Origin of the sequence: Agreia sp. Leaf335 (assembly GCF_001423605.1) — a bacterium.
Taxonomy (GTDB): Bacteria; Actinomycetota; Actinomycetes; order Actinomycetales; family Microbacteriaceae; genus Agreia.
The window spans coordinates 360438-372954 of record NZ_LMOQ01000004.1 but is presented as its reverse complement, the minus strand read 5'-3'; the positions used below and the strand labels follow the sequence as shown (position 1 = coordinate 372954).

17 protein-coding genes are annotated in these 12517 nt (G+C 67.1%); 8 read left to right on the top strand and 9 right to left on the bottom strand.

Annotated elements, in window-relative coordinates:
* Positions 1-71: 71 nt before the first annotated feature.
* Positions 72-671, top strand: a complete 600-nt coding sequence (locus ASF79_RS16295; RefSeq protein WP_055857049.1) for a TetR/AcrR family transcriptional regulator — start codon at positions 72-74, stop codon at positions 669-671.
* 17 nt (positions 672-688) lie between these two features.
* Entirely contained in the window at positions 689-958 is a 270-nt protein-coding gene (locus ASF79_RS16290; RefSeq protein ID WP_055783132.1) for a DUF3253 domain-containing protein, read from the top strand.
* Between the two features lie 81 nt (positions 959-1039).
* On the opposite strand, the gene ASF79_RS16285 is transcribed toward ASF79_RS16290, so the two are convergent.
* The gene (locus ASF79_RS16285) at positions 1040-1876 is read right to left on the bottom strand and encodes an alpha/beta fold hydrolase (RefSeq protein WP_055857043.1); all 837 of its coding nucleotides are present in this window, start codon (positions 1874-1876) and stop codon (positions 1040-1042) included.
* A 120-nt stretch (positions 1877-1996) separates the two neighbouring features.
* On the opposite strand from ASF79_RS16285, the gene ASF79_RS16280 reads away from it, so the two are divergent.
* Positions 1997-2512 (top strand): GNAT family N-acetyltransferase, encoded by a 516-nt coding sequence (locus ASF79_RS16280; protein WP_055857041.1) that lies wholly within the window; start codon positions 1997-1999, stop codon positions 2510-2512.
* 44 nt (positions 2513-2556) lie between these two features.
* Here ASF79_RS16280 and ASF79_RS16275 read toward each other — a convergent pair whose 3' ends face one another.
* Positions 2557-3078 (bottom strand): hypothetical protein, encoded by a 522-nt coding sequence (locus ASF79_RS16275; RefSeq protein WP_055857038.1) that lies wholly within the window; start codon positions 3076-3078, stop codon positions 2557-2559.
* Positions 3079-3083: 5 nt separating this feature from the next.
* Positions 3084-3560 (bottom strand): hypothetical protein, encoded by a 477-nt coding sequence (locus ASF79_RS16270; RefSeq protein WP_055857035.1) that lies wholly within the window; start codon positions 3558-3560, stop codon positions 3084-3086.
* A 144-nt stretch (positions 3561-3704) separates the two neighbouring features.
* On the opposite strand from ASF79_RS16270, the gene ASF79_RS16265 reads away from it, so the two are divergent.
* From ASF79_RS16265 to ASF79_RS16255, 3 genes are read left to right on the top strand one after another with little or no spacing between them, the layout of a single operon-like run.
* Complete coding sequence (locus ASF79_RS16265) at positions 3705-4238, top strand: TetR/AcrR family transcriptional regulator (protein WP_055857032.1); 534 nt, start codon at positions 3705-3707, stop codon at positions 4236-4238.
* Complete coding sequence (locus tag ASF79_RS16260) at positions 4235-4585, top strand: DMT family transporter (RefSeq protein WP_055857029.1); 351 nt, start codon at positions 4235-4237, stop codon at positions 4583-4585. The genes ASF79_RS16265 and ASF79_RS16260 overlap by 4 nt, the downstream gene beginning before the upstream one ends.
* Positions 4582-4908, top strand: coding sequence for a DMT family transporter (locus ASF79_RS16255; RefSeq protein ID WP_170927337.1), 327 nt, complete (start codon positions 4582-4584; stop codon positions 4906-4908). The genes ASF79_RS16260 and ASF79_RS16255 overlap by 4 nt, the downstream gene beginning before the upstream one ends.
* A 48-nt stretch (positions 4909-4956) precedes the next feature.
* Here the strand turns inward: ASF79_RS16255 and ASF79_RS16250 are convergent, their stop codons facing one another.
* On the bottom strand, positions 4957-6183 hold the full coding sequence (locus ASF79_RS16250) for an MFS transporter (protein ID WP_055857025.1): 1227 nt from the start codon (positions 6181-6183) through the stop codon (positions 4957-4959).
* Positions 6184-6323: 140 nt separating this feature from the next.
* On the opposite strand from ASF79_RS16250, the gene ASF79_RS16245 reads away from it, so the two are divergent.
* Together ASF79_RS16245 and ASF79_RS16240 are read left to right on the top strand one after the other, a co-directional pair.
* Entirely contained in the window at positions 6324-6770 is a 447-nt protein-coding gene (locus ASF79_RS16245; protein WP_055857021.1) for a MarR family winged helix-turn-helix transcriptional regulator, read from the top strand.
* A gap of 17 nt (positions 6771-6787) precedes the next feature.
* The gene (locus tag ASF79_RS16240; protein WP_235500800.1) at positions 6788-7681 is read left to right on the top strand and encodes an ATP-grasp fold amidoligase family protein; all 894 of its coding nucleotides are present in this window, start codon (positions 6788-6790) and stop codon (positions 7679-7681) included.
* Positions 7682-7686: 5 nt separating this feature from the next.
* Here ASF79_RS16240 and ASF79_RS16235 read toward each other — a convergent pair whose 3' ends face one another.
* The 5 genes from ASF79_RS16235 to ASF79_RS16215 form a co-directional block, all read right to left on the bottom strand.
* Positions 7687-9231, bottom strand: a complete 1545-nt coding sequence (locus ASF79_RS16235) for a gamma-glutamyltransferase family protein (RefSeq protein ID WP_055857018.1) — start codon at positions 9229-9231, stop codon at positions 7687-7689.
* Between the two features lie 15 nt (positions 9232-9246).
* Complete coding sequence (locus ASF79_RS16230) at positions 9247-10026, bottom strand: amino acid ABC transporter ATP-binding protein (protein ID WP_055857015.1); 780 nt, start codon at positions 10024-10026, stop codon at positions 9247-9249.
* A complete protein-coding gene (locus tag ASF79_RS16225) occupies positions 10023-10823 on the bottom strand; it encodes an amino acid ABC transporter permease (RefSeq protein WP_055857012.1) in 801 nt (266 codons plus the stop codon). Before ASF79_RS16225 ends, ASF79_RS16230 begins: the two co-directional genes overlap by 4 nt.
* A 4-nt stretch (positions 10824-10827) precedes the next feature.
* On the bottom strand, positions 10828-11697 hold the full coding sequence (locus ASF79_RS16220; RefSeq protein ID WP_055857009.1) for an ABC transporter substrate-binding protein: 870 nt from the start codon (positions 11695-11697) through the stop codon (positions 10828-10830).
* Between the two features lie 164 nt (positions 11698-11861).
* A complete protein-coding gene (locus ASF79_RS16215) occupies positions 11862-12491 on the bottom strand; it encodes a TetR/AcrR family transcriptional regulator (protein WP_055857006.1) in 630 nt (209 codons plus the stop codon).
* Positions 12492-12517 lie beyond the last annotated feature (26 nt).

The following is a 12517-nucleotide window of genomic DNA, read 5'->3' as shown; positions in this document are numbered from 1 at the left end:
ATTGATAATGATTGTCAAAGTCAGGACCATCTTCGGGGCGAATCGGCGGCTGAGGCTCCTACACTCGCTGTGTGGACTCCCGCCAGATCAAGACCCGCGCCCGGCTCGCCTCCGCCGTGCTGTCTCTGGCGGCCGACAAGCAGGCGAGCGAGATCACAGCGTCCGAGCTCGCGATCTCTGCCGGCATCAATCGCTCCACCTTCTATCAGCACGCCACGTCGCCAGCCTCGTTGCTCGAGTCGGTTCTTCGCGCCGAACTCGACGAACTCCGCACCACCTACCTGCGCGAGGCTGATCTGACGACCGCGCGGCAGGCATCCCTGGCGATCAGAGGCGTGACCGTCGCCGTGCTCGAACACGTCGACTCGCACGCCGCTGTCTACATTCGCGGGCTCGGCGAGTCGAGCGGATCGGCGAGCCTTCAGCCGCTGCTCAGTCAGCACTTCGCCGAGTCGGTCACCCTGCTGCTCGACCGGCACGCGCTCGCCGTGCCCGAGTCGACGTCCATCCCTCCCGAGGGGTTCGTGGCGGATGCCGCTGCGCGCTTCATCGCGAATGGCACGGTCGGCGCCCTCGAGGCCTGGCTCGCCACCCCCGCGCCGCGGAGCACCGACGCGTTCATGGCCGCCTACGGCGTATTCCTGCCGAGCTGGTGGCCGCAGGCCGACTGAAGGCGCAGACTGGATTCATGTCTTTTGGCTCGAATCCCGACATCGACCTCCAGCTCGAGCAGAAGATCATCGAGCTGCTCGAGCAGCGGGCGCTCAGCTCGACGATCTGCCCCTCGGATGCCGCGCGTGCCGTCGGCGACGACGACTGGCGCGATCTGATGGATGCGTCGCGCAGCGCGGCGGGTCGCCTCGTCGCCCGCGGCGAGGTCGAGATCACGCAGGGCGGCGAGCCGGTCGACCTCGCAACCGCCCGCGGGCCCATCCGCATCCGGCGCCTGCGCCCGTAACGTCGAGCGCAGGCGTCGCCGCCGCGCGCGGTGGCAGAACCACCGCGCCGGCCAGCGACACCCGCACTCGACGAGCGGTCTCTACTTCGACAGGAAGTCGATGACGACACGGTTCCACTCGTCGGCGTGGCTGACGTTCGCTCCGTGCGGGCCGCCCGAGACAACGTGCACCTCAGACGTCGTCAACGCCGCATGTGTGCGCTGGCCCGAACCCTCGAAAGGCACGGTCGCGTCGCCGTCTCCGTGGATGACCAGCGCGGGAACCGTCACGTTCGGCAGGTCGTCTCGGAAGTCGGTCGACGCGAACGACGCCATGGCCTCGAGCGCGGCGACCTTCGACGACTGCAGGGCGAGAGCGAGGGCCTCCTGACGCTGCTCCTCCGTGACGACGAGCTTGCCGTCGACCGAGAAGAACTGCGTCGTGAAGTCGTCGTAGAACGATTCTTGGTTGGCAGTGAGACCGGCGGTCATCTTCGCGGCGAGTGCCGCGGTGAGAGGGCCATCCGGGTTGCCGGGCGTCTGCAACAGATACGGCGGCACGGCCGATGCGAAGACCACACTGTGGATGCGCTCGGCTCCATACTTCGTGAAGTAGCGCGCCGCCTCGCCGCCGCCCATGGAGAAGCCCACGAGGGTGACGTCGCGCAGGTCTAGCGACGTGAGCACAGCCTGCAGGTCGTCGGCGAGTGTGTTGTAGTCGTAGCCGGTGAGCGGCTTGTCGCTTCGGCCGAATCCCCTCCGGTCGTAGGTGACGACCCGGAACCCTGCGGCTTCGAGTGCAGGAACCTGGTACTTCCACGATTCGCCGCTGAGCGGCCAGCCGTGGATGAGCACGACAGGGCGGCCCGATCCGCCGGTGTCGTCGACGTGCAGCTTCGTGTCGTTCAGGAGTCCGTGGTGTGCAGTGATGTCTGTCATGGTGGTGCCTTTCCTCGCCCATCGTCGGGCGTCTCAGAAGGAATTCGGACACGTTCCCGCACTCGGATGGACGTCGCCCACCCGGTTGCGCGATGAACATCGTCCCGCTAGCCTCGCCCGGTGAAGTCAGAATTCAGGATCGACCGCATCTCCGAGGGCGACTGGCCTCGGCTGCGCGAACTGCGCCTCGAGATGCTCGCCGACACTCCCCTGGCCTTTCTCGAGACCCTCGACAGCGCGCTCCGCGAGCCGGAGGTCGAGTGGCGCTCGCGAGCCTCGCGGGCGGCGCGCGAGGGCAGCCTCGGACTCGCGGCGGTCGACACGGCGAGCGGCGCCTGGCTGGGAACCATGAGCGCCTACCTCGATGGGCGCGGTGACGCCATGCTCGTGAGCGTCTACGTCACGCCATCTTGGCGCGGTGCGGCCCGCGGCCTCACGGATGCGCTGCTCGACGAGATCGAGACCTGGGCGCGCGCCGCGGTTCCCGAGGGCGGCCTGCGGCTGCACGTGCACGAGGACAACCCGCGAGCACGCGCGTTCTACACGCGACGCGGCTACGTCGAGACGGGCGAGACGATCCCCTACCCGCTCGACCGCACCCAGAACGAGGTCGAGATGGTGCTCGCGCTCAGCTGATCGCTCACCGCAGACATCGTCTGAACGCGCCTCGACCGCCTGCCCTACAGCAGGCGCTCCCGATGCCACGAGCGACGACGGATGTCGTGCAGCGCCACGGGTTCCGCCACGATGAACGCGAGCAGATCGCCCGCCCGGATGCCTGTGGGCAGCATCGCGCGCAACTCGCCCCTTCGCGGAGCGGGGCGCAGAGTGAACGCGCGTTGCGCATCCGACGCATGCCGACCGAGCAGCCGCACCGACCCGGCGACGGGGTCGCATCCGTCGAGCTCGGCATCGAGCCAGACGTCAACACCCTCGCCGTCGCCCGACGGCGCGACGAGCTCGACCGTGGCCACGACGACGCCGCAGAACCGCTGGGATTCGCCCTCTCGACCGGTCGCCCACTCGCCCCGATCGATTGCCTCGACGACGCGAGTGCACGGCGTTCCGACGGCGCGCGCCATGCCGACCATCGATTCCCCGACGACCCGGATGTCGTCTCCGATCGCCGCTGCATCGCGCGGCCAGAATCGTCGATCGAGGCCGCGCCTGTGGGTGCGCCCGTAGCGTGCGACGGTGGACATCAGGCTCACGAGGCGCCGCCCGACCGCAGTTGACGGCGGCAGACAGCACCGCGGCACGGGATGGCGATGAGGTCGCCGACGCGGAGGTCGGCGGGCAGAACCGCCGAGTGCTCTGCCGAGAGCGAGAAGGGCACGGAGTGCTGGGTCGAGGCACGACCTATGAGGCGCGCCTCCGACACATGAGCCTGCACGCGCGTGAGGTCGGCATCCAGAATCAGTGCACCCTCGCGAGGAATTTCGACGACCTGCGCCACGACGACCGAGGACTGTTCGATGTCGGACGGCCGGCCATGCGTGCCGGGAACGACGGCCGCGGCGATGTGCACGCACGGGGTGTCGCAGAGCTCGACGAGGCGCAGCAGCGACACTCCCGAGACCACGACGTCGATGGTGGTGAGGTGCGTCCACTCGGGCCAGCGGTCGATCACGAACGGGTCGGGGATGCTTTTTCTGAGCGAGGGGAGGAGAGAAGTGAGGGTCACAGATGCAGGTCTACGCCGGTCATCGGCAGCCGTGAGGCGTCCTAACGGAATCCGAGCGGCTGGGGCAGGAATCCTGACGCCTTCCCATCGGCGCTCCCAGAAACCCCGAAGCAATATTTACCGTACGTACGGTAGGTTATGGCTATGAGATCGAGTTCACGAGAAGAGATTCTGAATGCCGCACTGAGGGTCGTCGACGCCAGCGGAGGAGCCGACATCACCTATCAGTCGGTGGCGACCGAGGCCGGGCTGACCAAGGCGGGCCTGATGTACCACTTCCCCAGCAAAGACGCCATGATGGTGGCCGTCATCGAGCACGTGATCGCACGCTGGCAGGCGGAACTGCAGGATGCGCTCTCCGTACCCCTCGACGAGTCGACTCTCGAGCAGCGCGTCGACGCATTCGTTCGGTTCGCGAGCGAAGGCGGCGTCACCGCGGGCGAGTTCGTGGTCTTTTCCGAAGCGGTGCGCAGGCCCGATCTGTCGCAGCCGTGGCTCGACTACCTGCACACCTGGTTCGACTTCGACGCCCGAGAAAGCACCGGCCTCCTTCTGGTGTGGCTCGCGACGAACGGCCTCTGGATCGCCGAGTCCACGGGCATCATCACACTCGACGCCGATCGCCGCGCCGACCTCGTCGGTCGACTGCTCGCGCTCATCGAGAGGAACCCCTCATGAGAAAGTGGCTGGTTCTCACGGGCGCGATCCTGCTGGAGGTGACGGCGACCCTGTCTCTTCGCGCGGCGCTCGACGACCCATGGTGGGCGATTCTCGCGGTGCTCGGTTACATCGGAGCGTTCATCGCCCTGTCGTACCTTTTGCGCATCGGCGCCCCCATCGGAGTCGTCTACGGCATCTGGGCCGCTGCGGGCGTCGCCCTGACCGCGGTCTTCGCGTCACTCGTCTTCGGCGAGGCATTCACCTTTCTGATCGGCCTCGGCATCGTCATCGTGGTCGCCGGCGTCGTGCTGGTCGAGACCGGCCATCCGCGATCCGAGAAGACGAAGACGGAGGTCGGGTCATGATCTGGCTTCTGCTCATCGGCGCCATCATCACCGAAGTCGCCGCGACCATGTCGCTCCGCGCCTCCGAAGGCCTGCGCAAGAAGAGGTGGATCGCTCCCGTCGCCGTCTTCTACATCACGGCCTTCACCCTGCTGACCTTCTCGCTGTCGGCCGGCATGCCCGTCGGGATCGCCTACGGAATCTGGGCCGCATCCGGTGTCGCCCTGACCGCGATCGGAGCGCGCGTCTTCTTCAAGGAGCGACTCACCCCTCGCATGCTCGCGGGAATCGCGCTGATCGCAGTGGGCGTGCTGGTGATCGAGCTGGGCAGCCAGGCCCACTGAGAACCGCCGCTGCCGCGTCGGGGCATCGGCGCCCGTTCGGGGTATCCGCTACTGGTCGACCGGCAGCGGATGCTCCGAACCGGCGCGGACCGGGGCAGCTGCGTCCGCGTCCGCCTGCGCGGCGGCGCGCTTCACGGCGGCCGCGGCTGGGATCACCACCGCGAGCGCCAGGATGGTGAGCCCCGCTCCCGCCCAGATCGGCGAGGTGTAGCCGAGCCCCGCGGCGATAAGAATGCCTCCGAGCCAGGCACCGAGAGCGTTGCCCAGGTTGAAGGCTCCGATATTCGCGCCCGAGACGAGGGTCGCGGCGCCGGAGCCCGCCGAGCGCATCACGCGCATCTGCAGGGCGGGAACGGTGGCGAAGCCGAAGCCTCCCATGAGGAAGAGGGCGATGATCGTGGCGATCTGGCTCTGGGCCGTCAGGGCGAAGCCGAGCAGCACGAGGGCGAGCGCCGCGAGAACGACGATGAGCGTCGCATCCAGAGCCTTGTCTGCGGTCTTACCGCCCACGAAATTGCCGATGAACAGACCCACACCGAACAGCACCAGCAGCCACGGAACGGCGCTCGAGGCGAAGCCCGAGACGTCGGTGAGGACGTAGGCGATGTAGGTGAAGGCACCGAACATTCCCCCGTAGCCGAGCACGGTGATGGCGATCGAGAACCATACCTGTGGGGCGCGGAAGGCGCTGAGCTCCGCTCGCAGGCTCGGGGCGTCGGCCGAGGCACCCGCCGAGCGCGGAACCAGGGCGAGGATGCCCGCGAGCGCGATCACACCAATGACCGTGATGGCCCAGAAGGTGGAGCGCCATCCGAAGGCCTGACCGAGGAACGTTCCGAACGGAACGCCGAGCACATTGGCTGCCGTGAGGCCGGTGAACATGACCGCGATCGCGCTGGCCTTCTTGGTGGGCGCGACCATGTCTGCGGCGACGACGGAGCCGATGCCGAAGAAGGCGCCATGGCAGAGCGCGGCCACGACCCGGCCGGCGAGCATGAGCTCGTAGCTGGGCGCGAGGGCCGAGATGAGGTTGCCGGCGACGAAGAGCACGAGCAGCCCCATGAGCACCTGCTTGCGCGGCAGGCGCGTGACGAGGGCGGGAATCGCGAGCGCGCCGACGACCACGCTGAGGGCGTAGCCGGTGATGAGCCACCCCGCCGTGGCCTCCGTGACGGCGAACTCGCTCGCCACTTCGGGCAGCAGACCCATGATGACGAACTCGGTGAGTCCGATTCCGAAGCCTCCGAGGGCGAGGGCGATGAGACCGAGGGGCATGCGTGACTCCGTGGGAGATTCGATGAGGCTTCACGCGCTCGGGTAGAGCGCGTACGCTAGTAGTTGCAAGCGCGGGCTAAATCATTGCACACGCAGTTATGCCGCGCAAGCAACTACTTTGTCGGAGCACCGGAGGAACCATGGGAATCGCAGACGACGCCGTCGAGATCCGCTCGCAGGGCTGGCGCACGCTGGCCGCTCTGCACGGACTCATCGAGAGCGAACTCGAGCGCGCCCTCACCTCGGGCGTCAGTCTCTCGGTTGTCGAGTACACGGTTCTGGATGCGCTCAGTCGCCAGCACGGCTGGCACATGCGCATGCAGCAGCTGGGGCGCGCCACGGCCCTCAGCCCCAGCGCCACCACCCGCCTCGTCAACAGGCTCGAGGAGCGCGGGCTGCTCACCCGCGTGCTGTGCGCCGACGACCGCCGGGGCATCTACACCGAGCTCACCGAGGCGGGTCAGGCACTGCTCGCCGATGCCCGCCCCGTGCACGACGAGACCCTCGAGCGCGCGCTGACCGCGGCCCGCGACATGCCCGAACTCGCCCCGCTCGTCGACGCCCTTCCGACGCTCACTCGCGCGTAACGGGAGACGATCGACCCGTGTCCACACCGAAAGTGCGCTGGCGCCAGCGCAGTCGACTCGTTCGCGCCGCGCGGCTGCTGCGCACCCGCAGGCCGCAGACCTTCACCGAGAAGGTGCGCTACAAGATGCTGCGCGATCATCGGATGCTCCTGGTCACCTTCGCCGACAAGGCGGCGGTTCGCGAGTACGTGGCCGCGCGAGTCGGCGAGGAGTACCTGCCGAAGGCCTACGGCATCCTGCGTGATCCCGAGAGCCTGCGCGAGCTCGAGCTGCCCGAGTCGTATGTCGTGAAGCCGACCCACGGCAGCGGCGCCGCGATCGTGGTGTCGCCACAGGCATCCGAAGACCAGACGTTGCCGCCGGCCGTCTGGGGCTGGGTCTACCGCCACGTGCGCCCCGCCGCCGTCAGGGTCGACGCGCTGATCGAGATCGCCTCGGTCTGGATGACGAAGCTCTACGGGCAGGGCCCCAATCGCGAGTGGGCCTACGGCCGAGTCGCGCCGGCCGTGATCGTCGAGGAGATGCTCGTGGCGCCGGGCGGCATTCCCGACGACTACAAGTTCTTCGTGTTCCACGGGCGGTGCCAGTACATCCAGGTGGATGCCGGCCGCTTCGACGAGCGCACGCAGGACTTCTACGACGCCGACTGGCGGCACCTGCCCATGAGCGGCGGACCGGCGTGGGCGACTCCGCCGCGCCAGCGCCCCGACCGTCTCGACGAGATGATCTCGATCGCCGAGAGGCTCGGGGCCGAGACCGACTTCGTTCGTGTCGACCTCTACGCCCTGCCCGACCGCATCGTCTTCGGAGAGCTCACGAGCTACCCGGCCGGCGGAGACAGCCCGTTCGAGCCGCCCTCCTTCGATGCAGAGTTCGGCCGGCACTGGACCGTGCCGTCGCGCTACCGCTGATCGGGCTACTCGATCGACGCCGACCCGTCGGCGCGCGGGTCGCTGCCGGCATCGAACATGCCGTCGTCGGTCACGAGGATCAGATTCGCGTGCCCCACGAGTTCGCTCAGCGGCGGTGTGGGCCGCAGATCGAGGTCGGTCTCGTTCAACGACCGCCTCGCTTCGGGCACCAGGTCGGGCTCGAAATACAACGTCGTCGACGAGTCTCCGTCTTGCTGTGGACCCACGATCGCGCGCGGGGCGGCGACGGCCTCGGCCGCCGACGCACCCGCAGCCACTCGCAAGAGCACCTGGGCGTGGATCTGCGGTTGACCCTGCCCGCCCATCGTCGCGGAGACCGCGCGAAGCTCGTCTGCCTCAGTCACGATCACGGGCATCAGGGTGTGCAGCGGGCGCCGTCCGGGCGCCAGCAGATTGGGCGAGTCGGGTCGAAGAGAGAAGCTCGTGCCGCGGTTGTGCAACAGGATGCCCGTGCTTGGCTCGACGACGCCAGCCCCGAACGCGTGGTAGACGCTCTGGATCAGCGACACGGACCAGCCCGTCGAGTCTGCCGCCGCGATGCCGACGGTGTCGCCTCGGGGTCGTTCGAACCCCGAACCCACGACGGTGTTCCGCACGGACGACTCCGACAGGAGCGTATCGAGCTCTAGGGCGCCCGATCGCGGATCGCCCAATCGTTCGTCGCGCAGATGGTTCGCCCGGTAGAAGAGCTGCATCAGCTCGCCGAATCCCGTGCCGAGCGGGTCGACGACGCCCTGGTCTCTCAGGTATTCCAGCACGCGAAGCAGCGCGAAGCCCTGCGAGTTCGGCGGGCTCGTGTGCACCCTCCACGGCCCGTAGTCCGTGACGATCGGGTCGACGATCTCCGGGCGGTAGAGCAGGAGATCAGGAGCCGAGAGTGTCGAGCCGAGCCCCTCGAGGCCGGCGAGGAAGTCGCCCGTCAGGCTCCCCTCGTAGAACGCGTCGGCGCCTTCGGCCTGCAGCGTCGCCAGCGTTCGAGCCAGAGCGGGCTGCCTCAGCAGGTCTCCCCTGACCGGAAACCGGCCGTGCTGCTGGAAGACGTAGAGGAAACCCGGGTCGAACGCGATGGATGCACCCTCCGTCACGAAAGCGTCGGCCAATGAGCGCGCGACGGGAACACCCGATGCCGCGTCGAGCGCGTCGTCGAAGATCTCCGACCAGGGTCGTGCCGCGGCCATGCGATGCAGCGATTCCCATCCCCGGAGGGCCCCGGGCACCGTCACCGTGCTGATGCCGCGGTAGGGCAGCTCGTCGCCGTGCGCCAATCTCAGCGCATCGGCGTCGACCAGGTGAGGCGCCGGGCCCGACGCGTTGATGCAGCGAACGGCCCCGTCGGGGCTGCGCACGAGGGCGATGAGGTCGCCGCCGATACTGACGTTGTGGGGATATACGACGCAGAGCACGGCGGCTGCGGCGAGAGCAGCATCTATCGCCGAACCGCCGCGTTCGTATGCGCGCTCGCCAGCTTGTGTGGCCAGAACGTGGGGTGTCGCGATGGCGCCAGATTGCCGGCGCTGGGAGTCAGTCATGGTGTTGTGGTGCCTTCAGAGGATCTTGGAGAGGAATGCCTGGGTGCGGGGATGCTGCGCATGGGCGAAGAGATCGGCCGGGGGCGCGACCTCGATGATCTTGCCGGCGTCCATCACCACGACCCGGTCTGCGACCTCGCGAGCGAAGCCCATCTCGTGCGTCACGACGACCATGGTCATGTGCTCGACCGCGAGTTCTTTCATCACATCGAGCACCTCTCCGACCATCTCGGGGTCGAGCGCACTCGTGGGCTCGTCGAACAGCATGAGACGGGGCTTCATGGCCAGCGCTCGCGCGATCGCCACGCGCTGCTGCTGCCCACCCGAGAGCTTGTTGGGGCGCGACCCCGCCTTGTCTGCGAGGCCCACACGTTCGAGCAGAGCCTCGGCTTGGGGTATCGCGATGCTCTTCGGAACCTTGCGTACCCGCACCGGCGCGTGCCAGACGTTCTCCAAGGCGGTCATATGCGGAAAGAGGTTGAAGTGTTGAAAGACGAAGCCGATCTCCTGCCGCCTGGCGGTGAGCACCTTGCGGGGCAGGTCACGGCGTCGTCCGTTCGCGGCCAACTCGTAATTCATGGGCTCGCCGGCGACCTCGAGATCGCCGCCGTCGATGCGCTCCAAGCCGTTCATCGTTCTCAGAAACGTCGTCTTACCGGCGCCCGACGGCCCCACGAGCACAACGACCTCGCCGGGGGCCACCTCGAGCGAGACACCGTCGAGGATGCGCTTGCCACCAAGGGTGCACGTCACATCGTTCGCCGACACTGTCGGGGTAGTAGTTGTCGATGTCATCGCAGCTCTCCGATCTCGGGTGTTGCGGGTTGCAGAACGGCGCCGCGTCGTCCGCCGAACAGACGCTGCCAGGGCGAGATCTTGGCGTCGATGCCGACAGCGGCGTTCAGTCGACGCTCGATCGCGGCCTGCACGATGGTCCAGATGGTCGTCAGCGCCAGGTAGTACACGGCGACCGCCGCGAAGATCTCGAAGGTCTTGAAGCTCGCGGCGCTGATGCTCTGGGCGACCAGGAACATCTCCGAGACTCCGATCACGCTCAGGATCGAGGTGCTCTTCATGAGGCCGTTGAACGAGTTGCCGAGCGGCGGAACCATGAGTCGGAGCGCCTGGGGCAGGATGATCCAGCGCATCGATGAGATGCCCGACATGCCCATGGCCGCGGCGGCCTCGCTCTGCCCGATGGGCACGGAGTCGAGGCCTGCCCTGATGATCTCGGAGATGTAGGCGCTCTCGTTGATGATCAGGCCCACGATCGCCGCCTGCACAGCGGCCTTGATCAGAATGCCGCCGATCTCGCCATCTTGGAAACGAACGACGTTGGCCGCCGCGAGCCCGGTATAGATGATCACCAACTGAACCAGCAGAGGCGTGCCGCGGATCAGCCAGATGTAGAAGCTCGCCACGACCCGAAGCGGAGCGAACTCCGACCGGCGCATGAGAGCGATGACGAGCCCGACCACCAGGGCGCCGAGCATGGCGACAATCGAGATCACGACGGTCAGGGCGAGTCCTTGCAGAAACGGCCCTGACGGAGTGAACAGGTTCTTGACGAAGAATGCCCAGTCGAAACTCATGGGGTCAGTTCTGCGCCTTCAGAGCGACAGAACCCTGGCCCCAGGAGTCGAGGATCTTGGTGTAGTCGCCCGACGAGACCAGGTCGTCGAATGCGGTCTGGATGCCGTCGTGCAGTTCGGTATCGCCCTTGATCGTGGCCGCGCCGATGTCGACGGAGTCGGTCGGCTCGCCGGCCAGCTTGATGCCGGCGGTGCCCTGCTTCTCGTAGTAGCCGATCAGCTCGGCCGCATCCATGTAGGCGTCGATCTGGCCTGTAGCGAGTTGTTGGAATCCGATCGTGGCCTGGTTGTTGGTCGAGATGTCGAGGGCCTTCTTGCCGTCGTCGGTGCACGTTGTCGACTGCGTCTCTGCCAGCGACTGAGCCGTCGTGCCGACCGTCACCATGACCTTCTTGCCGCACAGCGACTCGTCGAGCCCGGTGATTCCCTTGTCGTCGCCGTCCTTTACGGCGACGCCGGAGGCCGACGTGAGATACGGCACGAAGTCGACGACTTCTTCTCGCTCGGGTTTGATGTAGAGCGACGCCATGATGACGTCGCACTGACCCGCCTGCAGGCTGGGAATGAGCGCTGCGAAGTCGACCGTGACAAAGGTGGGCGTGAGTCCGAGGCGCCCGGCGATGCCCTTGGCTATGTCGATCTCGCTGCCGATGAGCGTGCCGCCCTCGTCGGTCGAGATGTTGGGCGGCGAGCCGAGGTTCGTCGTGCAGACGCTCAGTTCACCGGCGGTGCGCACCGCCGATGGAGCGACGGTCGCCACGGCCTCGACCGTGGACGTCGGAGCGGTGGCGCTGGAGGCGGCGCAGCCCGACAAGACGGCGGCCGCCGTCAGGGTGAGGGCCGTCAGTGCGAATACGTTCAAGCGTCTGTGCATGGGATCTCCGTTGATTCTCGATGCTCGCGACCCGGCAGGATCGTTAGCACTCTATCGATGGATAGGTAAGTTGTCTATCAATTGATAGACGACCCATGTGTCAGCCAGATTTCGCGGCTATTACGTTCTCGGAACACCGCCCCGAGGCTCTCGGAAGGGAACGATCAGGCGAGGCCTGCGAGGTGCCGTCGCGCCAGCTCGCCGACGCTCTCCAGTCGATCCGGGCGAACGAGGATGGCCCGCAGAACGAAGTCGGCCACCTGGAGCGGACGCTGAGAGACGGGCGCCTGCGCGTTGATCTCACGTTCCCGCATGGCCTCGAACTGCAGGCCGATCACCGCCCGTTGCACGAACTCCGGGTCGACCGATTGGAATTCACCCGCGGCGATACCGGCGTCGACCAGAGCCTCGATCTGGGCGTGCTGCCGCTCGATGGCCTCACGCTGTGCGGCGAACTCGGGCTCGCTGAATACGGCGTGGCCATAGTAACCGCGGGCGTCGAAAGGCAGGGTCAGATAGTCGTGCGAGCTGAGGGCGAGGAGGTAGTGGAAGCGTTCGGCGTGGCTGACATCGAGCGCTCGAGCCTCGGCCACCCGGCCTATGGCCTGTTCCAGATCGGCATCGACGAGCTCGGCCAGAATGAGGTGCTTCGAGGCGAAGTGGTAGAACAGCGACGGCTGTCTGATGCCCACCGACTCGGCGATGTCGCGGGTAGAGGTGCCGAAGTAGCCGCGCTGACCGAAGAGGCGGGCCGCGTGGAGCAGGATCTGACCCCTTGTATCGACACCAGCCATTCCCCAACCCTACCGATCGGCAGAGT